Source organism: Aquisphaera insulae (genome assembly GCF_011064615.1).
Taxonomy (GTDB): domain Bacteria; phylum Planctomycetota; class Planctomycetia; order Isosphaerales; family Isosphaeraceae; genus Aquisphaera; species Aquisphaera insulae.
Window position 1 is genome coordinate 22,781 of the sequence record NZ_JAALJH010000055.1, and the last position, 26,248, is coordinate 49,028.

16 protein-coding genes are annotated in these 26,248 nt (G+C 68.8%); 10 read left to right on the top strand and 6 right to left on the bottom strand.

Annotated features, from left to right (window positions below; translation table 11 throughout):
* Nucleotides 1-16: 16 nt before the first annotated feature.
* The 3 genes from G6O54_RS24500 to G6O54_RS24510 are packed head-to-tail and all read left to right on the top strand — an operon-like array spanning nucleotide 17 to nucleotide 6,114.
* Nucleotides 17-694 carry a FadR/GntR family transcriptional regulator gene (locus G6O54_RS24500; RefSeq protein WP_165229050.1) on the top strand — a complete coding sequence of 226 codons (678 nt, stop codon included), beginning with the start codon at nucleotides 17-19 and terminating at the stop codon, nucleotides 692-694.
* The gene (locus tag G6O54_RS24505; protein WP_165229052.1) at nucleotides 691-4,767 is read left to right on the top strand and encodes a DUF1592 domain-containing protein; all 4,077 of its coding nucleotides are present in this window, start codon (nucleotides 691-693) and stop codon (nucleotides 4,765-4,767) included. The genes G6O54_RS24500 and G6O54_RS24505 overlap by 4 nt, the downstream gene beginning before the upstream one ends.
* A gap of 39 nt (nucleotides 4,768-4,806) precedes the next feature.
* Nucleotides 4,807-6,114, top strand: a complete 1,308-nt coding sequence (locus G6O54_RS24510) for a DUF1552 domain-containing protein (RefSeq protein ID WP_165229054.1) — start codon at nucleotides 4,807-4,809, stop codon at nucleotides 6,112-6,114.
* Nucleotides 6,115-6,224: 110 nt separating this feature from the next.
* On the opposite strand, the gene G6O54_RS24515 is transcribed toward G6O54_RS24510, so the two are convergent.
* On the bottom strand, nucleotides 6,225-7,019 hold the full coding sequence (locus G6O54_RS24515; protein WP_165229056.1) for an FkbM family methyltransferase: 795 nt from the start codon (nucleotides 7,017-7,019) through the stop codon (nucleotides 6,225-6,227).
* A gap of 511 nt (nucleotides 7,020-7,530) precedes the next feature.
* Between G6O54_RS24515 and G6O54_RS24520 the strand changes: the two genes are divergently transcribed.
* Nucleotides 7,531-9,423: a cytochrome D1 domain-containing protein gene (locus G6O54_RS24520; RefSeq protein WP_165229058.1), complete on the top strand. Its 1,893-nt coding sequence runs from the start codon at nucleotides 7,531-7,533 to the stop codon at nucleotides 9,421-9,423.
* A gap of 46 nt (nucleotides 9,424-9,469) precedes the next feature.
* Nucleotides 9,470-12,028 (top strand): HzsA-related protein, encoded by a 2,559-nt coding sequence (locus tag G6O54_RS38560; RefSeq protein WP_165229060.1) that lies wholly within the window; start codon nucleotides 9,470-9,472, stop codon nucleotides 12,026-12,028.
* Nucleotides 12,029-12,053: 25 nt separating this feature from the next.
* On the opposite strand, the gene G6O54_RS24530 is transcribed toward G6O54_RS38560, so the two are convergent.
* Together G6O54_RS24530 and G6O54_RS24535 are read right to left on the bottom strand one after the other, a co-directional pair.
* Nucleotides 12,054-13,103, bottom strand: a complete 1,050-nt coding sequence (locus G6O54_RS24530) for an acetyl-CoA carboxylase carboxyltransferase subunit alpha (RefSeq protein WP_165229062.1) — start codon at nucleotides 13,101-13,103, stop codon at nucleotides 12,054-12,056.
* A gap of 76 nt (nucleotides 13,104-13,179) precedes the next feature.
* Nucleotides 13,180-14,073 (bottom strand): serine/threonine protein kinase, encoded by an 894-nt coding sequence (locus tag G6O54_RS24535; protein WP_165229064.1) that lies wholly within the window; start codon nucleotides 14,071-14,073, stop codon nucleotides 13,180-13,182.
* A gap of 315 nt (nucleotides 14,074-14,388) precedes the next feature.
* Here G6O54_RS24535 and G6O54_RS24540 point away from each other — a divergent pair, with 315 nt between their 5' ends.
* Both G6O54_RS24540 and G6O54_RS24545 read left to right on the top strand, forming a co-directional pair.
* On the top strand, nucleotides 14,389-15,795 hold the full coding sequence (locus tag G6O54_RS24540; protein ID WP_165229066.1) for an ATP-binding protein: 1,407 nt from the start codon (nucleotides 14,389-14,391) through the stop codon (nucleotides 15,793-15,795).
* Between the two features lie 436 nt (nucleotides 15,796-16,231).
* Nucleotides 16,232-16,978, top strand: a complete 747-nt coding sequence (locus G6O54_RS24545) for a polyprenol monophosphomannose synthase (protein ID WP_165229068.1) — start codon at nucleotides 16,232-16,234, stop codon at nucleotides 16,976-16,978.
* A 40-nt stretch (nucleotides 16,979-17,018) separates the two neighbouring features.
* Here the strand turns inward: G6O54_RS24545 and G6O54_RS24550 are convergent, their stop codons facing one another.
* Both G6O54_RS24550 and G6O54_RS24555 read right to left on the bottom strand, forming a co-directional pair.
* Nucleotides 17,019-17,420: a hypothetical protein gene (locus G6O54_RS24550; protein WP_250847053.1), complete on the bottom strand. Its 402-nt coding sequence runs from the start codon at nucleotides 17,418-17,420 to the stop codon at nucleotides 17,019-17,021.
* Nucleotides 17,417-17,740 carry a hypothetical protein gene (locus G6O54_RS24555; protein ID WP_165229070.1) on the bottom strand — a complete coding sequence of 108 codons (324 nt, stop codon included), beginning with the start codon at nucleotides 17,738-17,740 and terminating at the stop codon, nucleotides 17,417-17,419. Before G6O54_RS24555 ends, G6O54_RS24550 begins: the two co-directional genes overlap by 4 nt.
* Nucleotides 17,741-18,210: 470 nt before the next feature.
* Here G6O54_RS24555 and G6O54_RS24560 point away from each other — a divergent pair, with 470 nt between their 5' ends.
* From G6O54_RS24560 to G6O54_RS24570, 3 genes are all read left to right on the top strand, one after another.
* Nucleotides 18,211-19,092: an alpha/beta hydrolase gene (locus G6O54_RS24560; RefSeq protein WP_165229072.1), complete on the top strand. Its 882-nt coding sequence runs from the start codon at nucleotides 18,211-18,213 to the stop codon at nucleotides 19,090-19,092.
* A complete protein-coding gene (gene fabF / locus G6O54_RS24565; protein ID WP_250847055.1) occupies nucleotides 19,089-20,345 on the top strand; it encodes a beta-ketoacyl-ACP synthase II in 1,257 nt (418 codons plus the stop codon). The genes G6O54_RS24560 and fabF overlap by 4 nt, the downstream gene beginning before the upstream one ends.
* Nucleotides 20,346-20,502: 157 nt before the next feature.
* Complete coding sequence (locus G6O54_RS24570; RefSeq protein ID WP_165229074.1) at nucleotides 20,503-21,222, top strand: LamG-like jellyroll fold domain-containing protein; 720 nt, start codon at nucleotides 20,503-20,505, stop codon at nucleotides 21,220-21,222.
* Between the two features lie 32 nt (nucleotides 21,223-21,254).
* Here the strand turns inward: G6O54_RS24570 and G6O54_RS24575 are convergent, their stop codons facing one another.
* Nucleotides 21,255-25,637: a non-ribosomal peptide synthetase gene (locus G6O54_RS24575; protein WP_165229076.1), complete on the bottom strand. Its 4,383-nt coding sequence runs from the start codon at nucleotides 25,635-25,637 to the stop codon at nucleotides 21,255-21,257.
* Nucleotides 25,638-26,248 lie beyond the last annotated feature (611 nt).

A 26,248-nucleotide genomic window follows, 5' to 3' on the forward strand; every position in this document is an offset into this window, starting at 1 on the left:
CCGATGGGGAGGAACGATGCTGGAAACCGTGGAAAGACCGAAGCTTCGGGACGTCGTGGCGGAGCGGCTTAAGTCCTATATTGTGGATGCAAACCTCCGGCCCGGGGATCGCCTGCCCACGGAGAACGACCTGGCGAAGCAATTCGGGGTGAGCCGGCTGAGCCTTCGCGAGGCGACCAAGTCGCTGGAGTTCCTGGGTATCCTGGAGGCGCGACCGGGGCGGGGATTGACCGTCGGCCGCGTCGACATGGATCGAGTCACGGAATACCTGGGCTTCCATCCGGCGTTGCAGGACCTCTCGCCCCGGGTCCTCGTCGACACCCGCATCGTCGTGGAGGCCGGCGTGCTGCCTCACGTCGCCCGCCGCATGGCGGACGACCCGGCGCTCTTCGAAAAGCTCGACGGGATCAATCGACAACTCCGCCAGTCCCGCGATCTGGCCGCGGGCGTCGAGCTGGATCGGGAGTTTCATCAGAACCTGATCGCGGCCAGCGGGCTGTCTCCCTTCGAGGCCTTCGGCGACCTGCTCGGAGTTTTCTTCCGGAGGTACGGCAAGCACCTCGACGTGGAAAAATCGGTGCGCGGGCATCAGGTTATCATCGATGCCCTGAAGGCCGGCGATCTCACCACGGCCGACCGCGAGATCCGGACCCACATCGAGTATTATTTCAACCTCCTGGAGAGGTCGGAATGAGCACCCTCGCCCGTTTCGCTCGTTCGTCTCAACCGGCGATCGCGATGGCCCTTACCCTGCTCGCCACGGCCGCCAGGGCGGCCGACGGCCCCGAATCCTTCCAGGTCCTCGCCCGATCGTACGACGGCGAGGTCCGCCCCCTGATGGGCAAGTTCTGCCTGGGCTGCCACTCGACCAAGGAAAAAGCCGGCGACCTGGACCTGGAGACCTTCGCGAGGCTGGATGACATCCGCAAGGCTCCCGGCACCTGGAAGAAGGTCGCCGAACAGCTCGGCTCCGGCGAGATGCCTCCCAAGGACGAGGACCAGCCGACCACGACCGAGCGGAACGCGCTCCAGGGCTGGGTCGCCCGCTACCTGCGAGCCGAGGCGTATGCGAACGCCGGCGATCCCGGCCCCGTGGTGCTGCGACGGCTGAACAACGCCCAGTATGCCTACACCCTCCGCGACCTGACCGGGCACGACTACCAGCCTACCCGCGACCTGCCGGCCGACTCCGCCGCCGGCGAGGGCTTCACGAACACGGGCGATGCCCTCGTGATGTCCCCCGCCCTGCTGGGGAAGTACCTCGACGCCGCGAAGCGTGTCGCCGCGCATGCCATGCCCCTGCCGGACGGCTTCCGGTTCGTCAACGGCGAGACCCGCCGCGACTGGACGGAGGAGATCCTGGCCTCGATCCGCGGCCTCTACGCCCGCCACGCCGACGCCGAGGGGAAGATCCCGCTCGACCGATACGTGGCCGCGGCCTTCGAGGCCCGGGACGCCGCGGCCGGGAGCTATCCGGCGATCGCGGCGCGTCGCGGGCTCAACGCTCGCTATCTCGAGGCGGTGGGCAGGGCACTCGCGGGCGGAGAGCCCTCGCCGATCCTCGACCCGATCCGTGGCCGATGGGAGTCGGCGACCGCGGCCGACCTGCCGTCGATCGTCGCCGAGATCGACGGCTGGCGGAACGCCCTGACGAGATTCCAGTCGGTCGGCCACATGAAGCCCTGGATGGTCGCCGTGGACCCGGTCGTCGGCCACCAGCAGATCCGCGTCAAGCTGCCCGACTCGGCCGACGGCCGAGAGGTCCTCGTCCACCTCTCGGCAGGGGACGCGGCCGATGGCAAGACGCCGGGCACGATCGTCTGGGAAAACCTGCGGCTCGCCCGGCCGGGGCACCCCGAGATCGCGCTCCGGGACGTCCAGGCGATCGCGGAGGGGATGAAGGCGTGGCGGGCCAGGGTCATCGATTCCCTGGTCCCCAGCCTGGCCGCCACGGCCGAGGCGCTCGCCGCGAAGGGGAAGGTCGACGGCGGCGAGCTCGCCAGGAAGCACGGGCTCGACCCGGCGATCCTGGGGGCCTGGCTCGACGCGTTCGGGATCGGCCCGGGCCGGGCCGTGAAGCTCGACCTGTTCACCGAGCGGATGACGAAGGCCGGCGGTTATGACGCGGCCGCGGGCTGGGGGAACGGCGAGACGCCCCTCGTGCTCGCCAATTCCTCGGAGGAGACGCTCCACGTCCCGGGCGAGCTGAAGGGCCGAGGCGTGGTCGTACATCCCTCGCCCACGCTGCGGGCGGCGGTCGCTTGGACTTGCCCGAAGGCCGGCGAGTACCGGGCGGAGGCCAGGGTCCAGCACGCGCACCCGGCCTGCGGCAATGGCACCGCCTGGCGGCTAGAGGTGCGCAAGGGAGCCGAGAAGATCGCCCTGGCCGAGGGGAACACGGCGGGCGGAGCGGTCATCCCGGTCGGTCCCTTCGGCCCGTTCATCCTGTCGGCCGGCGACCTCATCGTCCTGACGATCGGCTCTCGCGACGGCAACCACGCGTGCGACCTGACGGCCGTCGATCTGACCGTGAAGGCGACCGGTTCGAACGCCCCGACCTGGGCGATGGCCCGCGAGGTCTCCGGCGACGCCCTGGCCTCCAACCCTCACGCGGACGCCCACGGCAACCCCGCCGTCTGGAAGTTCTTCCGCGAGTTCGACGGCGCGTCCTCCGGGCTCACGATCCCGGGCGATTCCCTGCTCGCTCGTTGGCTGAACACGCCCGACCCGGCCGCCAAGGCCGAGCTGGCCGCCAGGCTCAAGAGGCTGCTCGCCGAGGGTCCCCGGGGCGCCTCACCGGCCGACGCCGCCCTCCATCGAGGGCTGACGACGCCGGGCGGGCCGATCATCCCGGCGACCCCCTCCGTCGGGCCGATCCCCGACGGGTCGCCGTGGGGCCTGGCTCGCGCCGCATTCGGCCCGGGGGCCGCGGCCGGCGACATCAGCCAGGCCGACATGGCCGTCCGCGGCCCGCACGCGATCGCGGTCCGGATCCCGGCGGAGCTGGCCGCCGGGGCCGACCTCGTCGGCTCCGTCACGCTCCGACCCGCCGCCGGCGGCGAGGACCTGCTGCAGGCCCGCGTCGCCATCGGCACCCGGCCGGCCTCGCGCGGCTTCCGCCCCGACACGTCGATCGTGGCGGCGACACCCGCGGCCGAGGCCCGCCTGAAGCGAGCCTTCGAAGCGTTCCGCGCGACCTTCCCGGCCGCCGTCTGCTACGCCAAGATCGTCCCCGTGGACGAGGCCGTGACCCTGACCCTCTTCCACCGCGAGGACGAACCGCTGCGCCGCCTCTTCCTCGACGAGGCCGAGGCCGCGAAGCTCGACCGGCTCTGGACCGAGCTCCACTTCGTCAGCCGCGACGCCCTCACCCAGGTCGAGGCGTTCACGCACCTGATGGAGTACGCCACCCAGGACGGCGACCCGCGCCTCTTCGAGCCCTACCGCAAGCCGATCCACGACCACGCCGACGCCTTCCGCAAGGAGCTCGTCGCGGCCGAGCCGAAGCACCTCGACGCCCTGATCGCGTTCGCCCCGCTGGCCTACCGCCGGCCCCTCGCCGATCGCGAGGCCCGCGAGCTCCGGGCGCTCTATTCGAAGCTCCGGGCCGAGGAGCTGCCTCATGAGGAGGCCTTCACGCTGACCCTCGCCCGCGTCCTCGCCTCGCCGGCCTTCCTCTACCGGCTGGAAGCCGCACCCGCCGGCGCGAAGTCATCCCCCGCGACCGACTGGGAGATGGCCAGCCGGCTCAGCTACTTCCTCACCTCGTCCGCCCCCGACGCCGAGCTCCGCGAGGCCGCCGCCTCCGGCCATCTGGGCAGCCCCGACGAGCTGGCCGCGCAGGCCCGCCGGCTGCTCAAGTCTCCCCGGGCCCGCCGGCTCGCCGAGGAATTCGCCTGCCAGTGGGTTCATATTTACAAGTTCGACGCCATCGACGAGAAGAGTGAGCGGCACTTCCCCGCATTCAAGGCCCTCAAGGGGGCGATGTACGAGGAGGCCATCCTCTTCTTCGCCGAGCTGTTCCGGTCCGACGCCCCCGTGCGGGCCCTTTTCGACGCCGACTTCACTTACCTGAACCAGGCGCTCGCGGAACACTACGGTATCCCGGGCGTAACCGGGCCGGAATGGCGACGGGTGGACGGCATCCGCAAGCACGGCCGCGGGGGATTGCTCGCGCTCTCGGCGACGCTCGCGAAGCAGTCCGGGGCCTCCCGGACCAGCCCCATCCTCCGCGGCAACTGGGTGACGGAGGTCCTCCTGGGCGAGCGCGTGCCCAAGCCACCCAAGAACGTCCCGATGCTCCCCGACGACGAGGCCGCCGGCGGCGGGCTCTCCGTCCGCCAGCTCACCGAGCGGCACAGCAAGGACGTGAAGTGCTCCGGCTGCCACCTCAAGATGGACCCCTACGGCTACTCCCTGGAAGCCTACGACGCCATCGGCCACCTTCGCACCAAGGATGCGGCCGGCCTGCCGATCGACGACCACGCCAGGCTCCTCGACGGGACCGAATTCGACGGCCTCGACGGCCTCCGCAACCTCCTCCTGGGCCCGCGCCGGCAGGACGTGGAACGCCAGTTCTGCAAGAAGCTCCTCGGCTACGCCCTGGGCCGGGGCGTCCTCCTGACCGACGAGCCGCTGCTGGAAGAAATCCACAACCGCCTCGGCGCCGAAGGGGGTAAGATCTCCTCGGTCATCGATGCCATCGTCCGCAGCCGCCAGTTCCGCGAGGTCCGCGGGGCCTCGCCCGCCGTCGCCGATTCGCACTGAAGCGCCCCCTCCACCATCCCCTTGACCTCGAGGTCCGCCATGAACGCCCACGAGCTCTCCCGCCGCACGTTCTTGCGAGGTGTCGGCGTCACGATGGCCTTGCCCTGGCTCGAGTCGCGGAACGTGTGGGGGACCGAGACGCCGGCCGCGCCGCCCGCGAGCGTGCCCCCGGTCCGCGTCGGCGTCCTCTTCGCCGGCAACGGCTTCCACGGCAAGGAGTGGTGGGCGAAGGGCTCGGGCAAGAACATGGAGCTGGGCCAGGTCCTCGCCCCGCTCGCCGACTTCCGCGAGAAGCTGCTGTTCATCCGGGGCCTCTATAACGAGGAGGCCCTCAAGGGGAACATCCACAGCTCGCAGACCGGCAACCTCCTCTCCGGCGCCCCGCTCGCCTCCGGCGGCGAGATCCGCTCCGGCACGAGCTTCGACCAGCTCCTGGCGCAGAAGCACGCCGGATCGACCAAGGTCCCCAGCCTGGTCCTCGGCTGCGAGCAGCCGAATCCGGCCGTGCACAAGAATTACTCGATGCTCTACAGCTCGCACATCTCGTGGTCGTCGCCGACGAGCCCGACGCCGCTCGAGCTCTTCCCCGCGCTGGCCTTCGACCGCCTCTTCAAGGACGAGGATGCGAAGGGGGACAAGAGCGTGCTCGACTCGGTCCTGGCCGACGCCCAGGACTTCCGCCGCGAGGTGAGCACCTCCGACCGCCGGAAGCTGGACGAGTACCTCGACTCGGTCCGCGAGGTCGAGCAGCGGATCGCCCGCGCCGGCCGCCGCGGCGAGCTCCAGGGCTGGAAGCCCACCGTCGACAAGCCCAACGTCCCGCGCCCCGCCGACGGCATCCCTCAGGACGTCATCGAGCACATGAAGCTGATGTGCGACATCGTGGTCCTGGGCTTCCAGACCGACGCCACCCGCGTGACGACGCTGAAGTTGAACAACGACCACAGCTCGTTGCGGTTCCCGTCGCTCGGCATCGATTACATGATCCACCACCTGCTCTCGCACACGGACACGCCCGACTACCTGAAGGTGAACCAGCTCTTCACCGGCCAGCTCGCCTACATCGCACGCAAGCTCGATGCGATCCAGGAAGGCGACCGCACCGCGCTGGATAACACCATGCTCATGATGTGCTCGAGCATGCTCAGCGGCGGCACCCACGACGCCACCCAGCTCCCCGTCGTCGTGGTCGGCGGCGGCGGCGGAAAGCTCAAGGGAGGTCGCGTCCTCGACTACCTCAAGTCCCCCAACCGCAAGATGTGCAGCCTGTTCCTCTCGATGCTCGACAAGGCCGGGCTGCACATGGACGCGTTCGGCGATTCGAGGGATCCGCTCGCGGAGGTGTGAGCGGGACAGCCCGGGCGGTCATGCCCCGGCATCGGCCGTCGTGCCATGTTGCCTCGAATGAGCCCTCGTTCCCGGCCGGCAGGCCGAGAGCGGGGCTCGCTCCGGGCCCATCAAGGGCTCGCGGGCCGACGATCCGAAGACTTGTTGAAGGCCATCCAGAGCATCCCCGGGTGGACCTCGAAGCCCAGGTCCTCCAGGCGCCGGCGGAGTCGGTCGGCGGTATTGCCCTTGGCGGGGTCCGGATGGATCTCCATCGCAATCTGGTCGATCCGAGCCGCCAGCTCGGGCGAGATCGAGTCGAAGATGCCGTACTCGCTCCCCTCGCAGTCGATCTTGAAGAGGTTGACGCGACCGATTCCGAAGTCTCCCCAGACCTTCGCCAGCGTCCAGCAAGGTGCGGTCACCACGCCGCCGCCCTCGTGGGGATCCCAGTAGGCCGAGGCCATGGCGGACTTCCTCGACAGGTGAATGGTCAGCTCGCCTTCCTCGGCGTCGATGGCGGCATTGTGACATTCAACGTTCTTGAGTCCGTTGAGCTCCAGGTTCTGGACGAGCCTCTGATACGTGGCGGGCACCGGCTCGAACGCGATGACCCGGCCGCCCGGGCCGACGACGGAGCCCGCGAGGATCGAGAAGGAGCCGATGTTCGCGCCGATGTCCATGACGGTGTCCCCGGGCTTCAGCACGATGCCGCGGCTCAGGTAGTCCTTACGAATCAGGTTCTCATAGAACGTGAAGCCCTCGCCCACGCTCGGCTCCAGGCTCAGCTTGAATCCGTCCTTCGTGGCGGCGATGAACGGCGACCGCTTCAGCCGCAGGGCGTCCAGGATCAGGGCCAGGGGCGTGCTCGAGTCCTTGAAGTAGGAGCGCAACTGGCGTCCCTTCTCCGTGATTCGATGGATCATCAATCCGTGCTTCCCGAGGTTGAGGAAGGCGGCGAGCCCACGTCGCCCTCCGAGGGGCGAGTTTCGCGGAGGTATCCGCCGTCGATTCGTATCGTTCGTCGATAATCCTGAGGGGAGCGGGTTCTCGGCCTGTCGATGAAACCGGCTCCGAGGATGCGTTCCAGAGGCGACCGCCACGGGTCGACGGGGCTCGTGTGCGACTGGATGATCGCCGATCTGCCGGGGCAGGCTGGCCGGGCAGCCACGACGCCGTCACGTCCGCACGATACCCGCAAGCGACGCCCCCAGCCAAGACCTCTCCAAAGTCCCGGTGCCGTCGCGGCGAGGTTCCGGCTTGTGTTGAACCTTTGTTGGTGCTAGCCTCGGCGTGTCGAGGCGTCTTCTTTCCCCCCGCGAGGACGGCCGTACTGCCGCCAGGGCAGCCGGCGTCGTGAACAGCCGCCAGCTTCGACCCCTGAGAGAGTCGGAACCGACGAGCCGGTCGCGGATCTCATCCCCGAGGCCGTGAACGATGTGGAATCGATGGAGCTCCCCAGGCCGGGGCCTGCACGCCGCGATGCCGGCGGCGATGGCGTTCCTTTCGTGGGCGATGACCGAGGCTCGGTCCGGACCCCCGGAGGATCCCGCGATCCGGTCACCCTCGGCGATCGTCGCGACGGCCGACGGCAAGACCTTGTACCTGGCGTGCCCGCGGTCCGGTGAGGCGGTCGCGATCGACGCCGCGAGCGGAGCCGTCCGGTCGCGGATCAAGGTCCCGGGCGACCCCCGCGGGTTGGCCCTCCGCCCCGACGGTTCTCGGCTGTTCGCGACATGTCCGTCCGCGACGAGCCAGATCCATGAGATCGATCCGGCGACGGGCAAGGTCTTGGCAACCTTCCGCGGCGGCCACACCTCCACCGGCCCGGTCCTCTCCCCCGATGGGAAGAGCCTTCTCGTGTGCGATCGATTCGACGGCCGCGTCACGATCCACGACCTGGCGACCCACGCGGCGGTCGCCCGTATCGCGGTGCCTCGCGAGCCGATCTCGGCCGCCGTCACGCCGGACGGGAAGACGCTCCTGGTGGCCCACCACCTCCCCGACGAGAACGCCATCGGCGCAGAGGTAGCGGCGACGGTGAGCCTCGTGGACCTGCCGGCGCGACGGCTCGCGGGGGCGCTGAAACTCCCACCCGGGAGCACCTTGCTCCGCGAGATCCGGATCTCGCCCGACGGTCGGGTCGCGGCCGTGGCGCACAACCTCGCGCGGTTCCAGATGCCGACGACCCAGGTGGACCGGGGCTGGATGAACACGGCCGCGGTGACCCTCATCGACGTGCCGGCGAAGGCCCTGATCAACACCGTGCTCCTCGACGAGATCGACCGCGGCGCCGCAAATCCGTGGGCCGTGGCGTGGTCGGCGGACGGCAAGACCCTGGCCGTCTCGCACGCCGGGACTCACGACGTCAGCCTGATCGACGCACCGGCGCTGCTCGCCAAACTTCGGGCGATGCCGACGCGGATCGACGCATCCCGTGGCCAGGATCCCTACAGCGCCTCGCGGATCGCGGCCGACGTCCCCAACGACCTCGCCCTGCTCGTCGGCCTTCGGACCCGCGTGCCGCTCACCGGCAACGGCCCGCGGGCGATCGCCTTCGCCGGGAAGTCGCTGTTCGTGGCGGGGTACTTCTCCGACTCGATCGATCGCATCGACGTCGCGACGGGCCCCCCCCACAGCACCCGTCTCGCGGAAGCCCCGCGGGCGGAAACGACCGCGGAGCGTCGCGGCGAGCGGCTCTTCAACGACGCCTCGATCGCCTTCCAGGGCTGGCAGAGCTGCGCGAGCTGCCATTCCGACGACGGCCGCATCGACGGCCTGGCGTGGGACCTGCTCAACGACGGCCTCGGCAATCCCAAGAACACGAGGAGCCTGCTCTGGTCGCATCGCACGCCGCCGGCCATGAGCATGGGCGTCCGGGACACCGCGGAGACGGCGGTGCGGTCGGGGATGACCCACATCCTCTTCGCCGCGCCCAGCGAGGATTCCGCCGTCGCCCTGGATGCCTTCCTGAAGTCACTGGCACCGATCCCACCGCCACGAGTCCGGCCCCCGGACTCGGTCGGACGCGGGGCGGCCCTCTTCCGCGACCCGGCCGTCGGCTGTGATCGCTGCCACGCCGGCGATCTCCGGACCGACCAGAAGGCCCACGACGTCGGCACCTCGGGCGCCTATGACGCCGGTCAGCTACGCTTCGACACGCCCGCCCTCGTCGAACTCTGGCGGACCGCCCCCTACCTCCACGACGGCTCGTCCGCGAGCCTCCGCGACCTGCTGACGACCCGCAATCGCGGGGACCGCCACGGAAGGACCTCCCACCTGGCCCCCGAGCAGATCGACGCGCTGGTGGCCTACCTGCTCTCGCTCTGATCCGTCGCCTCGACGCGATCCCGCCCCCCGGAAGGAGAACCCATTCATGATGCGCCATACCCTTGAGGCCGACTCCGCACGCGCGGGGGCGACGAGGGCGATCGTGACGGCCGCCCTGGGCCTGCTGACGTGGGCCGCCACGCCGGCATCGGGAGCGGCATCGGACGCGGCCGCGGGCCCGGCGTCGCCGGCACCGGCCGCCAGGACGCTGCTGGGCGCGTTCCGCGCCGGGCCGATGAAGGGGGTGACCGAGGTTGTCTTCGCGGCGAGGCGGATGAACGAGAACGACGGCCACTGGTACGCGAACATCGGCTATTATGCTCACGACCCGATGAGAAAGGCATGGAGGGAAGGGGCGAAGCTCTGCAAGTGGAACCTCGCCACGGGCGAGCTGACGTCGCTGATCGACGACCCGAAGGGGGGCGTGCGCGATCCGCAGGTGAGCTACGACGGCCGGACGGTCCTCTTCAGCTACCGCAAGGGGGGGACAGAGTCGTATCACCTCTACGAGATCGGCGTCGACAGCTCGGGCCTGCGCCAGATCACCTCGGGAGACTTCGACGACTTCGAGCCGAGCTATCTCCCCGACGGGGACATCGTCTTCGTGTCCACCCGCTGCAAGCGATGGGTCAACTGCTGGCTGACCCAGGTCGCGGTCCTCCATCGGTGCGATCGCGAGGGGAAGCACCTCCGCGCGATCTCGAGCAACAACGAGCAGGACAACACGCCCTGGCCGCTCGCCGACGGGAGGATCCTCTATACCCGGTGGGAGTACGTCGATCGCAGCCAGGTGGACTATCACCACCTCTGGACGGCCAATCCGGACGGCACGGCGCAGATGGTCTGGTACGGCAACGGCCATCCCGGGATCGTGATGATCGACGCCAAGCCGATCGCCGGCTCCGACAAGGTCGTCGCCAGCTTCTCGCCCGGCCACGGCCAGCGCGAGCACGCGGGGACGATCGCCGTCGTCGATCCGAGGTCGGGGCCCGACCGGCCGGCCTCGGTGCGGCAGATCAGCAAGACCGCCGAGTACTACGACCCGTGGGCCTTCTCCGAGGACTGCTTCATGGCCTCGAAGGGCCCGTCGCTGATCGTGATGGACGGCTCGGGCCGCGAGCAGGTCGTTTTCAGCCTTTCGAAGGCCGACGCCGAGTCCGGGATGCACCTCCACGAGGCCCGGCCGATCCTCCCACGGCCCCGGGAGCCCGTCATCCCCGACCGCGTCGAGCTCGGGGCGAAGTCGGGCCGGCTCGCGCTGGCGAACATCCACGAGGGCCGCAACATGGGGGGCGTGAAGCCGGGCGAGATCACCTCGCTGCTGGTGCTCGAGTCGCTCCCGATGCCGATCCACTACACCGGGGGCATGGAGCCGATCAGCTACGGCGGGACGTTCACGCTCGAGCGGATCGTGGGCACCGTCCCGGTGGAGGAGGACGGCTCCGCCTACATGGAGCTGCCGCCGCTCCGGAGCTTCTTCTTCGTCGCGCTCGACAAGGAGGGGAACTCGGTCAAGCGGATGCAGAGCTTCCTGACCGTGCAGCCCGGAGAGACGACGAGTTGCGTCGGCTGCCACGAGCAGCGGACGCGGACGCCCGCCAACGCGTATTCCGCGGCGACCTCGAAGGCCGTCCGCCGCGCCCCCAGCGCGATCACGCCCATCGCCGACGTCCCCGACGTGATCGACTTCCCGCGCGACGTCCAGCCGATCCTCGACGCGCTCTGCGTCCGCTGCCATGGCTACGAGGCGAACCCCGAAGGAGGCCCGCGCGCCGGCCGGCTGATCCTGGCGGGCGACCGAGGCCCCATGTACAGCCAGAGCTACTACATGATGACGATCGCCGGCCTCTTCGCCGACGGCCGCAACCAGCCGCGGAGCAACTATCCGCCCCGGGCGATCGGCTCGTCCGCCAGTCGGATCCTGAAGATGCTGGACGGCACCCACCACGGCGCGAAGGCGACGCCCCATCAGGCGAAGGTCCTCCGGCTCTGGATCGACTCCGGGGCCGCCTACCCCGGCACCTACGCCGCGCTCGGCACCGGGATGATCGGCCACTACGCGGAGAATCAGCTCCTGAACCTGGACACCGACTGGCCGGAGACGAAGGCGGCGGCGGCCGCGTTCCAGTCGCGGTGCAGCCGTTGCCACGACCAGCCCGCGAGGGCCCTGCCGAGGACGCTCGCGGACGAGAATGGCCTCTCCTTCTGGAGGCCCAGCATGGATGACCCGCGGCTGAACACCAGCCGGCACATCCTCTTCAACCTCTCTCGGCCCGCGAAGTCGATCGCGCTCCTGGCCCCGCTGGCGAGGTCCGCGGGCGGCTGGGAGATCTGCCGTGATCCCAAGACGAAGGCCCCTGCGCCGACGTTCGGCTCGACGGATGATCCCGACTACCGCAAGATCCTGGCCATGTGCGAGGCCGGCAGGACCTATCTCGACCGGATCGGACGCTTCGACATGCCCGGCTTCCGCCCGCGTCCCGACTGGGTCCGCGAGATGAAGCGGTTCGGCATCCTGGATCCGGCCCTCAGCCCCGGCGATCCGATCGACGTGTATGCGACCGAGCGGAGGTACTGGGAATCGCTCTGGTACGCGCGGCCGTGAGGCCGCGCCCGTGCCGGCGGCGGGCTTACAGGGAAGGCGGATCCTGCTTGCCGTTGAGGGGGGCCGGGGCTGGCGCTCCGGCCTCCGCGGCGGCCTGCTCCGTGAAGACGCCGATCTTGCGGTACTTCTCGTAGCGGAGATCCATCAGGCGATCGAGGGGTATCGACGAGAGCTCGCGGAGCCGGCGGAGGAGGAAGCCCTTCAGGTTGGCGGCGGCCTCGCGGTGGTCGCGGTGGGCGCCCCCGAGGGGCTCGGGGATGACCTCGTCGATGATGCCGAAACGATGGAGGTCCCGGCTGGTGAACTTGAGTGCGGCGGCGGCCTTGGGGGCGAACTCGGAGCCCTTCCAGAGGATCGAGGCGCAGCCCTCGGGGCTGATGACGGAGTAATAGGTGTGCTCGAGCATCCCGAGGCGGTCGCCGATGCCGATCCCGAGCGCCCCTCCTGACCCCCCCTCGCCGATGACGACGCAGACGATCGGGGTGCGGATCTGGGACATCTCCATCAGGCTCTCGGCGATGATCGCCGCCTGCCCGCGCTCCTCGGCGGAGATCCCCGGGTAGGCGCCCGGCGTGTCGATGAACGACACGATCGGCAGCCCGAACTTGGCGGCGAACCGCATCTTGAGCAGGGCCTTGCGATAGCCTTCCGGGTGGGCACAGCCGAAGTGGCAGGCGGTCCGCTGGGCGAGGTTCTTCCCCTTCTGGTGGCCGACGAACATGACCTTCATGTCGTCCAGGTTCGCCAGGCCGGTGACCACGGCCTTGTCGTCGCCGATGGCGCGATCGCCGTGGAGTTCCAGGAAGTCCTCGAAGACCAGCTCCAGATAATCCCGCGTCTGGGGACGCTGGGGATGCCGGGAGACCTGGACGACCTGCCAGGGGTCGAGCTGAGAGTAGATCTCCCGCTTGAGCGACGCCAGCTCGCGGCGGAGGCGGCGGATCAGGTCCCCCGCCTTGGAGGATCCATCGCCGCCCCGGTCCCGGGCGTACTGATTCTCCATCTCGCCGAGACGAGCCTCCATGTCGTAGATGGAGGCCTCGAACGGCAGCCTGTACTCGGTGGCGCTGGCCATGAACGGGAGATCCTCGGCGGAGGCGGGAGCGAGTCCGAATGCGGCGCGGCCACGCCGCGAGCGGTCCTTCGATCGATCAATACGGGCCGTTGCCGCCCGAGCCCGGGGCCGGGTCGTCCTGGAAGATTCGGACCGACCGGAAGCGGGTCAGGAAGTCGTGGAGGCTGGGGAGCCGGTCCGCCGGCTTCTTCATGAGCATCTTCAGGACCAGGTCGTTGTACTCCTGGGTCACCAGCTTGTTGTGGGTGCCCAGGGGGAGCGGCCGTTCCTGCAGATGCTTGTTCAGGAGCTCTTGCAGGGAATTGGCCCGGAACGGCGGACGCCCGCATGCCAATTCATAACAGGTGATCCCGAAGCTGTAAATATCGGCGGACGGGGCGGGGGACTCGCAACGGATCTGTTCCGGCGAGATGTAGCTCGGCGTCCCCTGGCGGGGGACCTTGCCGCCGAAGAGCTTCCGGAGGCCGCCGATCGGCTTCATCGCCAGGGCGTAGTCGATCACCTTCACCTCGCCGGACTTGCTGGCGATGAGGTTCTCCGGCTTCACGTCCCGATGAGTCCACCCCTTATCATGCATGTACGCGAGCCCCGCCGCCGCCTGCTCGATGATCCGGTGGAGCTGGGCCTTGGGCATCGGGTAGACCGAGGGGCGGGCGATCGGCAGCTTGAGGTGATACCCGGCGAAGAAATCCATCGTGAACCACGGCTGGACCGGGTCGCGATGGTACTCGTGCACCCGCACGAGGTTCGGGTGCCTCAGCTCCTGGCCGATCTTGGCCTCGTGGGCGAACGCCTTCCGCTCGTCGGAATCCTCGCCGCGGGAGGCGAGGAGCTGCTTGAGGGCGAACCGCTTCTCGGTGCCATCCTGGACGACCTCCATGACGACCGAGGTGGCGCCGGGGTGGATGACCCGGACGATCCGGTAGCCGCCGATCCGATCCTCGTTCAGGGTATTGGAGTCAGTCGCCACGTCGATCCTCTGGACGGTCCCGCGGCGGGCCGGTTCCGGCACGATCCGGCCACGGGTCCCCCGCCTATTCAGGTACGCCGTAGGCACCCGTTCATGACCCTCGATCGTACAAAAAGCGATGTCCCGGGGCAACTTGGGGAGGGACCTCATACCCCCTCGATGCGCGACTGCGTGTGGCCCGGCTCAAGAGAAGGGGGGCCATGCACCGAATCTAAGGGAAGGCCGGGCCTGGACCGGCGTCGCGGCGGAGGGCCGCGCGGCGAGGTCGGATGCGGCACGCCGCCCGGATCAGGATTGAGGAAAGGGGACGTGGCGATGAACGGAATCCGGGGCGACGAGCTCGAGAATCGTCTGGCCGCGCCGGGAAGGCGATCCGACGGATCCCCGCTGCCGAGCCGCCGCCGGGCGATCGAGGGCCTGCTGGCCCACGTCCTGGCCGGGGACCCCGCGCCCGCCCTCCTGACCGGTGAGTCGGGGACGGGCAAAACCTGGGTCTGGAACGCCCTGGCCCGGGAGTTGCCGGCCGGCTGGCAATTCCTCCCGGTGGCTCTTTCCGGCGCGCTCAACGCCGACGGACTCCTCGAGCTGATCGCCGACCGGCTCCGCGACGACCGGGTGGACGGGACTCCCGGACTCGCCGCCAACCGGCTCGCGATCGCGCGGGCGCTCCGCTCGGAGGCGGACGACGGCCGCCGCTGGATCCTCGTCGTCGAGGACGCCCAGAACGCCTCCCGGGAGGTCTGGGAAGAACTCGCGGCCCTCGCCCAGGCATCCGACACCGGCGGCGAGCCGGCCGGCTTCGCTTGCATGATCCTCGTCGGGCCGACCAGCCTGGCTCGCCACCTCATGGAGCGTCGCCGCCCCCGCCTGGCAGAGCGGCTCGGCCTGCACATCCACCTCCTCCCCCTGGACCTGGACGAGTGCCGGCAACTGATCGACGCCACCGAATCCGGCCCGATCCGGGGTCTCGACGGCCGGGCCCTGGAAGAGCTCCAGAGGCAGACGTGCGGCAATCCTCGGCGGCTGCTCCGGGAGCTGCGGTCGCGGGCCATGAGCCCGGGACGCGGGTCGAGGCCCGTCCCGGGCGCCCCCGCGCCCGTACCCGTCGCCCCCCCGGCGCGACCGGAGCTCCTGCCTCGCGAGCGTCCCGTCGCGGCGTCAAACCCGCCCACCCCGGGGCGACCGGCTGGCGGCCTGACGGCGGCCCTCATCCCCACCCGGCCTCCCCTCCGCGTCGAGGAAGGCCTCATCGAGGTCGGCTGGGGGGGCAGCCTGGAGTCCGACTCCGACGACGACGATGGCGACGACGAGGCGAGCGATCGGGCGGAATCCTCGCCGCAGGGATCGCCGCGGCCCGCGGCCGTGCCGGCCCCGGCCCCGGCCGCCGCGTCCGCTGTGGCCACCGAGGAAGCCCTGACCTCGGCCGAGGAGGCCGAAGAGCTGCCCAGCGAGGAGATGATCGAGGACCATTACGCGGCCATCCAGGCGTGGAGCGAATGGGCGCGGAACCGGGGCCGGGCCGCCGACCCCGCGGTCGCGGCGGCCTCCGATTCGTCGGAGCGTCGGGCCGGCGCACGCCCCCGGTCAGCTCCCGTCACGGACGAGCCCGAGCTCGATGTCCCCGACACCGACCCGCTCGCCTCGAATGTCCGCGCCGAGGCGGAGCACGAGCATGCCCCCTACAGTCAGCTCTTCTCCCGGCTGCGTCAGGCTCGGCCCTGACCTCCGCCGGCAACGCCTCGAGACGCTCCACCGCAGATCAGATCAAGCCGCCCCAATGGCGAGTACGCTCGCAAGCCAACGGGTGCCGCGGCCGTTCGCATTCTCCACGCTCCCGTGCCGTCCCTTTCCCGGGAGGATGGCCCGCGTCGTCCCGTCGCGTCCCCACGCGACGGTCGCAACGCGTCGGAGGATCCGGCGGCCGTGGCACCTGACTCGGGATTTCAGCCTGCAGGACAGCTCGCGACCGCGGGTCGCAACGATGCATGCCTGACCGGCCGGTGCCCTTGGCGCGTCCGATCCCCGGGGGTAATCTAACCGCAGATCATGCCTCGGCGTGGCGCGGCGGGTCCGCGATGAGATCGGCGATGAGGCCCCTTGAGGTCCGGGCCCGGGGAGCTAGCTCGGCCACGCCCTCCTGAAGCAGAATGGACGAACCGTGAGCGGCCCCACAGACAATCTCGCTCCGTCGGAGCCCAAATTGCTGGTCTCTCTCGCCACGTATAACGAGGCGGGCAACATCGAGCCGCTCATCGAGACCATCCGCGAGTTCGCGCCGGATTGCTCCATCCTGGTCATTGACGACAACTCGCCCGACGGCACGGGCAAGATCGCCGACGACCTGGCCGCGAAGGACCCGAGGATCCACGTCCTCCATCGCCCCGGCAAGCTCGGCCTGGGCACGGCCATGCTCGAGGCGATCGGATACGCGGTCAAGAACCAGTATGATTACCTTCTGAATCTCGATGCCGATTTCAGCCATCCGCCCCGGTTCATCCCGGCGCTGGTGGCGGGCATGAGCGATTACGACGTCATGATCGGCTCTCGATACATCCCCGGCGGCGGCGTGGAAGGCGGGTTCAACCTCAAGCGGAAGCTGATGAGCTCGGGGATCAACTGGTATGCCCGGCTCCTGCTGGGCCTCAGCAGCAAGGACAACAGCGGCGCCTTCCGCTGCTACCGCGTCAGCAAGCTCGCCCAGATCGACCTGGGCAAGGTGCGGTCGCGGGGCTATTCCTTCCAGGAAGAGATCCTCTACTGGTGCAAGAAGGTGGGCTGCCGGATCGGCGAAACGCCGATCCTCTTCGAGAACCGGCGTTCCGGCGTCTCCAAGATCAACATGAAGGAAGCCCGCAGCGCCCTCTGGATCCTGCTCCGCCTGGGCGTCAGCCGCGTCTTCGGCTGATCCCTCGCCTCCTCTTCTCCGAGGCTCGGCGCCCCTGTGGTCAGTCCCGATCTCGGTCCAGTTCGAAGTCGTGCCCGTGCTGCCGGACGGTCACATAGACCTCCTGGCAGGCTTCCGCGATCTTCTCGCCGAGCCCCTGATGCTTGGACCCGAGCTGGGCGGAGTACATCGCGATGACCTTGCACAGGAAGGCGCCGTGGCAGCGGTCGCTCTCGGTGCCGAGCTGTTCGAGGGATTCCTCGATCTGGTCGGCCAGGTAGAGGAGGAACTGGGCCTGCCCCTTGATCTCGGCGAGGAACCGGCGAAGTTCCGCCGAGGCTCCGGCGGGCAATTCCGGCGCCGCCTCCTCCTCCTCGGGGATGTCGTGAAACTCGACATGCACCCCGTTCGTGTTCGAATCCGCGGCCAGGCCGTTGTAGGTGCCGTTCTCTGGAGGCGTCATGCCATCTCTCCCGGGCTGTTCGGGGTGGGAAACGTCGCGGGGGCCTCGGAGACCATCGACTCGAGCGTGTCGCACAGCTCGCCGATGCTCCGCATGTTCTGGCTCTCGATGCGGAGGCTGGCCGCGTGCATCTCCACGAGCTGGCGGATGAAGATCCGCGTCCCGGGGTCCGGCTCGTCCTGGAACCGTTCCACATCCGCGACCGCGGCGCGGACGAGGTAGTCCATGAACTGGAGCTTCCCGCGAATCGCGTGGGACAGCTTCGAAAGCTGCGAAGGAGTTTGGTCCGTCGTTTCCGGTGCGAGGGTGACCTGTGACATCCTGATGGTGTCTCCGGACCGGGCCCGGACGGCCGGACCACATTCCCGGCGTCCGTGCGGGAGAAGAGCGAGTCGAGGTTTGTCGCCTTCAGCCATGGTGGTACTGAGGGCGACTGAGACTCCGAGGGTCCGCTCCTGGCGGCCCTCGAGAGCGCCCGCACAGATTACCCCCGCTCGCCAGGCGACGCAACGCCAATGCACCGGTCCACCGATCGCGCCGGTCGCGCGGTCGCGCCGGTCGCCCTCTCCGCACCCGAGCACGCCCCTGAACACGCGGAGACCGGGGACGATGACGCATCGACGGGAGCAGGGAACGCCCCGAGGCTCTCCATGTGATCTTGACACCGGCCAATGTTGCAGATACAACGAATCGGGCCGCACGGGAATCGAGGCGGATGATCGATCGGTCGGCTCGGTGCGACGTTCCGGGCGGCAGGCAAGGGGGGGCGAGCCGGAAGCCGCGGGGAGGAATGATGCAGGGATGGACCGACGCAGAGGGCCCGAGCGATCCGCTCCGCGAGGAGCTCGCCAGGTTCTTCACCCCTCGCCGCGTGCCGGCCACGGCGAGGGACAGGGCGCTCAGGGATCGCGGCAGGTCGGTGACCCTGGGCGAGGGCCTGATCGCGACCGTCTGGGGCGACGGGCCGGCGGTGCTGATGGCACACGGTTGGGAGAGCCGCGGGACGCACTGGGGATCGTTCATCGATCCGCTCACCGAGGCCGGCTTCCGGGTGATCGCGACGGATGGGCCGGCCCACGGCGATTCGCCCGGCGCGAGGACGCACATCCTGGAATGCGGCCTGGCCCTGGCGGCGGTCGGCCGGGATCTGGGGGGCCTCGCCGGGGTCGTGGGTCATTCCTGGGGAGCGGCGGCGGCCGTGATCGCGGCATCGAGGGGCCTCCAGGCCGAGCGAGTCGTGCTGCTGGGTGGGCCGGCGACGTTGCGAGGAGTCGTGAGCCGGTGGTGCCGGCGACGGGAGATTACCGGGGTCGAGGAATCGCGGTTCCACTCCATCGTCGAGGAGATCGTCGGGGTGCCGCTGGACAGCCTGGACATCACCAGGCTCGCGCCTCGCCTCGCTCAGCCCGCGCTGATCGTCCATGACCGCGGCGATGAGGAGATCCCGGTCGAGGAGGGCATGGCCGTTGCGGCCACGTGGCCGACGTCGAAGCTCCTCCTCACGGAGCGATACGGGCATCGCCGGTTGCTGCTGGCGAAGGAGGTCATCGCCGAGGTCGTCGATTTCCTGGGCGGTGATCCGGTCGGGACCGAGGGGCGAGCCGGACGACCGGAGCAGACGGCGAACGACGCCGCGAGCCGGGCTGCAGCCGCCCGCGAGAGGGACTCATGAGACAGTCGGAATCGATGGGTCGCCGGGTCGTGATCACCGGGCTCGGGACCGTGAATCCGCTCGGCCTGGACGTCGGGACCTCCTGGCAGGGCCTGTGCGAGGGTCGGAGCGGGATCGGGCCGATCACGCTCTTCGACGCCGGCGCGTTCGCGGTTCGCTTCGCGGGGGAGGTCAAGGGGTTCAGCCCCGCCGCGCTCCCCGATCCCCACGCCGCGAAGCGGATGGATCGCTTCGCCCAGTTCGCCGTCCATGCCGCCCTCGAGGCCGTGCGGGATGGCGGGCTGGACCTCTCGGCCGGGGATCCGTACCGGCGGGGGATCGTCCTGGGATGCGGGATCGGCGGCCTGAGCGAGTTCGAGTCCGGGCACGCGGCCTACACGCGAGGGGGACCGCGGCGTATCAGCCCGTTCGTCATCCCCAAGATGATGCCCAACGCCGCGCCGGCGTGCGTGGCGATCCAGCTCGGGCTCATGGGCCCTTCGACCGCGGTGGCCTCGGCCTGCGCGTCGTCGGGTGACGCCGTCCACGATGCGGCCCGGGCGATCCAGCGGGGCGAGGCCGACGTCATGCTCTCCGGCGGCTCGGAGGCGGCCATCACGCCCATGGGCCTGGGCGGATTCGTCTCGGCGAGGGCGCTCTCGACCCGCAACGAGTCGCCGACCGCGGCGAGCCGCCCCTTCGATCGAGACCGGGACGGCTTCGTGCTCAGCGAAGGAGCCGGGATCGTCCTCCTGGAGGAGCTGGAACATGCCCGTCGCCGAGGGGCTCGGATCTACGCCGAGGTCCTCGGCTTCGGCCGGACGAATGACGCGTACGGGATCGCGGCCCCCCACCCCGAAGGTCGAGGCGCGTCGCGCGCGATCAGGCTCGCCCTCGAGGACGCCGGCCTCAATCCCCAGGACGTGGATTACATCAACGCCCATGCGACGAGCACCGCGCTCGGCGACGAGATCGAGACGCGTGCCATCAAGGAGGCTCTCGGCGAGCACGCCTTCGGCGTCGCGGTAAGCAGCACCAAGGGGATGACCGGCCACCTCTGCGCCGCGAGCGGGGCGATCGAGCTCATTGCCTCCACCCTGGCGATCGCGCACGGGGTGATCCCGCCGACCGTGAATTACGAGACGCCGGATCCGGCCTGCGACCTCGATTACGTCCCGAATGCGGCCCGCGAGCGGCGAGTCCGTCACGCCCTCTCGACCAGCTTCGGATTCGGGGGGCACAACACGTGCCTGGCCATCGGCGCCCTGGCCTGACCAGGGAGCGGGACCGGCCACCGAGCACCGGATGGCATTCGCCCCATCGTTCGACTACCCTGAGGTGTGGTCGGTCCGACGCGGCCCGCGATGGAGCGAGCCGGCCCGGACAGCCCTCGCGCATGCGGGTTGCCTCCCCTTCCAACCGGGCTCGATCATGAGACTCTCGGCGATTCCCTTTGCAACGGCCCTCACGCTGGCCTCCTCGTTCTGCAGCCTGGTCGGCGGTGCGGAAGACGCGAAGCCGGAGCTGGTCGTCCACTACGACCTCTTCCTGAGCCAGGGCTCCCGGATCGATGACGCATCCGGCAGGAAGCACGAAGGCACGCTCTCGGGGGGCTCGATCGTCGCGGGGCGCCGCCGCAGTGCGGTGGAGTTCGACGGAGGAGGCCGGCTCGAGGCGAGCGGCCAGGCGCTCGCCCTCGACCCCGTCGGCACGCCGCTGACCGTCGGCGCCGTCTGCCTCCCGCGGAAAGCGGACGGCGTGATCGCCGCGATGGGGGATGATCGCGACGGCTTCACCCTCTATCTCAGGTCGGGCGTGCCGCACTTCGCCGTCCGGATCGGCGGGAGGGTCTCGGACGTCGCCGACGCCGAGCCTCTCGCGCTGAACCTTTGGTATCACCTGACCGGCTCGATCGACGCGAAGGGGTCTCTCCGGCTCACCGTCAACGGCAACGCGACCGAGGGACCGCATGCCGGATTCCTGACCCGCCGTCCCGTCGGGAATCTCAGCTTCGGCGGCGAATCCGCCGGACTGCCCGGCTGGACCGGCCGGCTCCAGGAGATGCGGCTCTACCGCGGCACGCTCGACCCGAAGGCAAATGCCGATGAATTGAAGGACTGGGCCAGCCTGTCGGATTGCGGTTGCAAGTAAGGTCGACGTCCCGATCCAACTCGAGCCGCGGCTTACGAGTCCTGAACAAACTCGGCGGATGCGGTCTTCAGGAGATTGTTCAGAACCTGCCCTATGGTCGTGATGTGAGGCGGATCGAAGAAACGACAGTGCTCGGCGGGGATGATGTGGGCGTCCACCCGACGGGCGAAGCGAGACCACCCTACATCCGGCGGAAGTGGAGTCCGGGAATACCCCGTCCAGGGGCCTCGAATCAGGGAGACATCGCCGTCGAATGGCTGTGTCCGGCTGCGATAGTAGGCCACCAGGAGTTCCTGGGTGCAGAGCATGTGGCCGAGTGCGGAGGAATACCAGGGGCGTCTGCTGAGGACCTTCCGCTGAAACCACGCGGGGGTTCCCTCGTAGAAAAGCACGTTCCTGAGCTGTCTCAGGGCCCCGATCGCATTCTTCTGGCTGCTCGGGGACGTCCCCGCGAGAGCGCGGAGCCCGTTCCTGACGACTCTCGCGAACATTCGAGCGATCGAGAGAGTCCGATTGGGCTCCGCGTCCAGCACGAGGACTGCCGCCGCGGGCCTCCGCTGTTCCCGAAGCTGGCGCGCGACCTCGTAGGCAACGTGGCCCCCCAGCGAGAAACCGAGCAGGCAGGGGGACTTCGTCGGGCCGAGGCGATCCATGGCCTGGATCATCGCCCGTGCGATCATGGGAATCGACGGAAGCTCTCCTGTTCGGCGAACCAGGCGGTAAGGCATCCCGTAGAGAGCGTGACCAGCACGAATCACGTCACGAATGGGCAGCATGTTGAGGACCTGGTCGTCGATGCCCGGAAAGAGGAAGACCGGGACTCCCTCTCCTCCTTCGCGGAGGAGGACCGGAAGGTTGGGATCATCGGTCGTTGAGGCGGACGCGATGAGTTCGCCAAGGCCGCGGACGGTCGTCGCTCGGAGGAATTGGTTCACCGCGAAGGGACGTTCGAGGACTCGTTGCAGCTCGAGGCAGAGATTGATGGCGTCGAGGGAATTGCCGCCGAGGCCGAAGAAGTCGTCATCGAGCCCGAACGATTCGTGGTTGAGGATCTTGCTCCAGATCGACGCGACTTGACGTTGCGTCGACGTCCACGTCGCGGGATCGCCGCAGATCGAAGGGCTGGGGTCGGGCGAGTCGCCTAGCGGGGGCAACGGCAAGGCGCGAGGGTCCAGCTTGCCGTTGGGCGTGCAGGGCAGCCGATCGATGGGAATCACCCTCGCCTGGGCCATGTACCGCGGCAGTCGGGCCCCCAGTTGCCGCAGGATCGCATCGGGATCCAGGCCCTGGGCAGGACCGCTCGCAGGGACGACCCACGCCAGGAGTCGAGGCCGGTCCGGGACACGGTGATCGACCGACACGTAAGCATCACGCACCAGGTCGAGCGAGCGGATGGCCGATTCGATCTCGCCGGGCTCGATGCGGTATCCGCTGATCTTGACCTGGCGATCGACCCGGCCAAGGAAGTCGAGCGAGCCGTCGGCCCTCCAGCGAGCGAGATCACCGGTTCGATACCAGAGAGCGGAGGTAGAACGGTCGAGGGGGACAAATCGTTCGGCGGTCAGTTCGGGCTGTCCGAGATAGCCGAGGGCCAGTCCGTCGCCCCCGGTGAAGAGCTCGCCCACCGAGCCCACGGCATCGCGCCTGCCGCTCGAATCCAGCACCCGAACGGCCGTCCCGCGGATCGGTTTGCCGATGGGCAGCGGACGAGCGAACAGGTCCGTGGCCAGGTCGTCGGCCCGCATGGGATGACACGCGGTGAAGGTCGTGTTCTCCGTGGGGCCGTAGCCGTTGATGACCGTGAGGTGGGGGAAGCGTTCGAGCAGACGACGGACATGGTCCGGAGAGACGACATCGCCGCCGGTTAAGACCTGCTGGAGAGGAGCCAGGGCTTCGGGCCGCTGATCGACGACCAGGTGAAAGAGCGCGGCGGTCAGCCAGGCCGTGTTGACCGAATGGTCCCGGACCGCGGCCTCCAGGGCGAGAACGTCGAACCGCCCGGGGGGAAGCAGGACGACTCGACCACCATTGAGGAGCGGTCCCCAGACTTCAAGAGTTGAGGCATCGAACGTGGTCGGGGAATGGTGCAGGAAGACCGTCGCCGAGTCCAGTTGCATGAAGTCGGGGTCGAGGACGAGCCTCAGAACCGCGCGGTGCGGCACAACGACGGCCTTGGGCGTCCCCGTGGAGCCGGAGGTAAACAGGACGTAGGCGGGTGCGGACATCCCAACGGCCGCGTCCGCCCGGGGCGGGCTGAGCCATTCCGTGCAGGGTCCATCAAGGCCGATCTCGAGCGCGGGCAGGGCATCGCGAGGGGTCGACTCCCCCTCCGAGATCACGGCGGCCGGCCTGGCGATCTCGCGGAGACGCTGCAGGCGTTCCGGGGGATCCGTCGGGTCGAGGGGCAGGTAGGCCGCCCCCGCTCGGAGCACCCCGAGCATCGCGGCGATGAGTGCGGGGGAGCGCGAGAGCTCGACGGCCACGACGTCGCCGGGGCAGACTCCGATATCCGTCAACCGACTCGCCACGTCGGAAGACCAGCGATCGAGTTCGCGGTAGGTGAGCGACTTGTTGTCCCAGACGACCGCGGGGGATTTGGGTCGCGAGCGGACCTGAAGCTGAAAGGCGTCGGGAATGGTGGAGAACAGCCGCTCCGCAGCACCTCCTTGCTCGAATGCCAGGATTCGGTGCCGTTCCTCGGGGCCGTACGGGGCATGGGCGGCGAGAGGAATTCCCGGATCGGCCAGGAGCGATTCGAGCAACGTCCCGAAGCGTTCCGCGAGGAGGGCAGCCAGCGGTTGCGAGCAGCGGAGGGAGTCGAACTCGATGGCCCCGCGCCAGTCGTCCGCGTCGCGGGTGAGCGTCAGGAGCAACTCGAACTTGGGCGCGTTGAGCGTCCACGGAAGCAGGCGGGTCTGGACGTCGGGCGCGTGCAGGAGAGGGAGTGGACTGTCGTGGCACACCAGTGCGACCTGGAGGATGGACTGGGGCCCCCGCGCGGGCTCTCCACCGATGCTCTGGACGATCCGAAGCAGGGTGACGTCCTTGTGCATGAAGGACCTGGCCAGTTCGCTTCTCGTTCGGGTGATGAGACAGTCGAACGTCTCGCCGGCATCCACGGTCATGACCACCGGGAGCAGGTTCACGTGGCAGCCCACCGCGTGCTCGAGCGTCGGATCGTCTCGGAGACTCACCGGTAGCCCGAGGAGGAATCGGGGGCGGTCCGTCAGTCGATGCAGGAAGACCGCGTAAGCAGCCTGAAGGATCGTGTTCAGAGTCGTCTGGTGACGATCCGCGGCGGCCTGCAACGACCTCTGAATGCCGGCAGGCAACGCAAACCGGACCACGCCCGCAAGCCGGGAAGGTGCAGAGCGGCTCGCCCTGGGATCGAACGGTAGCGGGAAGGGCTCGGTGATCCCCTCAATGCGGTCCCTCCACCACTGGAGCTCCGTTGCCCTGGGCAACGCCGGGGTTTCTGGACCGGGAGACTGCGGAAGGGGAGGAAAATCGGCAAGCTCGAGCACCTCGGCAATCACTGCGTCGGAGGTCTCAGAAAACCCCTCGGTGCAGCCAATCAGTTGGTCGAGCTCGTCAAGAATGATACGAAGTGACCATTCGTCGATCAGGATGTGGTGGATCTGGAGGACGAAATACCAGGACGTCTCGTCGCGGCGAGCGAGCAGGCCGCGAACGAGCGGGCCGCGGGCGAGATCCATCGGCCGGCATCCTTGCTCGCGGATCGCCTCTGGGACCTGGTCAGGCGGCCCGGCGTCGAATCCCGATCGCAGGTCGAGCTCGATCCAATCCGGTGACAATCGGTCCAGGACCACCGCGGAAGGACTCGGAGATCGCTCAGTGCCCGGCAGGAACACGGTGCGTAAGGAAGGGTGGCGTGCCACCACGGCCTCCAGCGCCAGCCGAATCCTCGCCGGTTCCACGGGACCGATCAGCTCGTAAGCAACGGTCTCGATGAACGCGGTCGATCCGGGCTCCCACCGGTCGATAATGTAAAGACCCAGTTGCGCATCGTTCAGGGGCTGGTTTTCCGGACTCGGGAGCACTTCCTCCGCTCGCGGGGCCCTGTCTGCGGAATCCGCCGTGGTGGCCATCGACGCTCGGACGGCCCCGTCAGGGTCGACCGCCGCCTCGCGCACAACCTCGGTGTCGAACGTGGCCGGGAGCCGGGGACCTGAAATCGCGATCCGCGAGCGAAGCTCCTGGAGTAATTCGGAGAACCGCGGCCTGGTATACACGACGTGGAGAGGCAACTTGACGTCGAATTCTCGCTGGACGAGAAGCTGCAACGTCAGGGCATCCAGGCTGGTGCCGCCCAGGGCGAAAAAGCTGTCACACGTCGGGCTCGGAGCGCAGTGAAGCAAGCGGCTCCAGAGGGACAGGAAAGTACCGGCGAGCACCTCGTACTCCTGATCCGGAACCAGATCCGCTCCATCACTCAGGTCACCGGGCCTATCGTTTCGAAATGTCTCCGCCGATTTCGACGCGGTTCTTGACTGCATCATCGATCTCTGGGGAAACTCGATCGTCGAAACAGCATCACCCATAGATGCCGTACTGCGCCCATCAAAGGCTCCAGCTTGATCCTAGCTCATCAGGATCATCCAGATGAAGTTTATTGAATCCTGGCGACCGCGACGTTGATGCGAATCAACAGGGGATGCGACCATCGTGGGATCATCTGGCAGAGTCCTGCTTTATCAAGCCCGCAGGGCGAGAAACGGCAACCCTGGAATGACACGGTCCTGGATCTCGATACGCCGGCCAGGCCAGGAACCACCTGGCGCGTGAATCCGGTTGACGGTGGCCGATCGTTTCGACCGGAGAGGCTCCGGGAAACGCGCCAAGGGTCCCACCCCTGCCTGATTCCCTTCGCGTCGGGAGTGAGGTACAAGTGACGGATGAAGGGTGCTCGCGGCGGTGGCCGGGCGCCGCATCGGAGAGCCTTGACAGGGCACCAGCCTGCCCCTGATCCGCGACCCGGCCCGAATGACGGTGGGCCCCGATCCTC

Coding starts and splice junctions, on each gene's coding strand:
- G6O54_RS24500 (WP_165229050.1), top strand. CDS start 17: ATGCTGGAAACCGTGGAAAGACCGAAGCTTCGGGACGTCGTGGCGGAG.
- G6O54_RS24505 (WP_165229052.1), top strand. CDS start 691: ATGAGCACCCTCGCCCGTTTCGCTCGTTCGTCTCAACCGGCGATCGCG.
- G6O54_RS24510 (WP_165229054.1), top strand. CDS start 4,807: ATGAACGCCCACGAGCTCTCCCGCCGCACGTTCTTGCGAGGTGTCGGC.
- G6O54_RS24515 (WP_165229056.1), bottom strand. CDS start 7,019: ATGATCCATCGAATCACGGAGAAGGGACGCCAGTTGCGCTCCTACTTC.
- G6O54_RS24520 (WP_165229058.1), top strand. CDS start 7,531: ATGTGGAATCGATGGAGCTCCCCAGGCCGGGGCCTGCACGCCGCGATG.
- G6O54_RS38560 (WP_165229060.1), top strand. CDS start 9,470: ATGATGCGCCATACCCTTGAGGCCGACTCCGCACGCGCGGGGGCGACG.
- G6O54_RS24530 (WP_165229062.1), bottom strand. CDS start 13,103: ATGGCCAGCGCCACCGAGTACAGGCTGCCGTTCGAGGCCTCCATCTAC.
- G6O54_RS24540 (WP_165229066.1), top strand. CDS start 14,389: ATGAACGGAATCCGGGGCGACGAGCTCGAGAATCGTCTGGCCGCGCCG.
- G6O54_RS24550 (WP_250847053.1), bottom strand. CDS start 17,420: ATGACGCCTCCAGAGAACGGCACCTACAACGGCCTGGCCGCGGATTCG.
- G6O54_RS24555 (WP_165229070.1), bottom strand. CDS start 17,740: ATGTCACAGGTCACCCTCGCACCGGAAACGACGGACCAAACTCCTTCG.
- G6O54_RS24560 (WP_165229072.1), top strand. CDS start 18,211: ATGATGCAGGGATGGACCGACGCAGAGGGCCCGAGCGATCCGCTCCGC.
- fabF (WP_250847055.1), top strand. CDS start 19,089: ATGAGACAGTCGGAATCGATGGGTCGCCGGGTCGTGATCACCGGGCTC.
- G6O54_RS24570 (WP_165229074.1), top strand. CDS start 20,503: ATGAGACTCTCGGCGATTCCCTTTGCAACGGCCCTCACGCTGGCCTCC.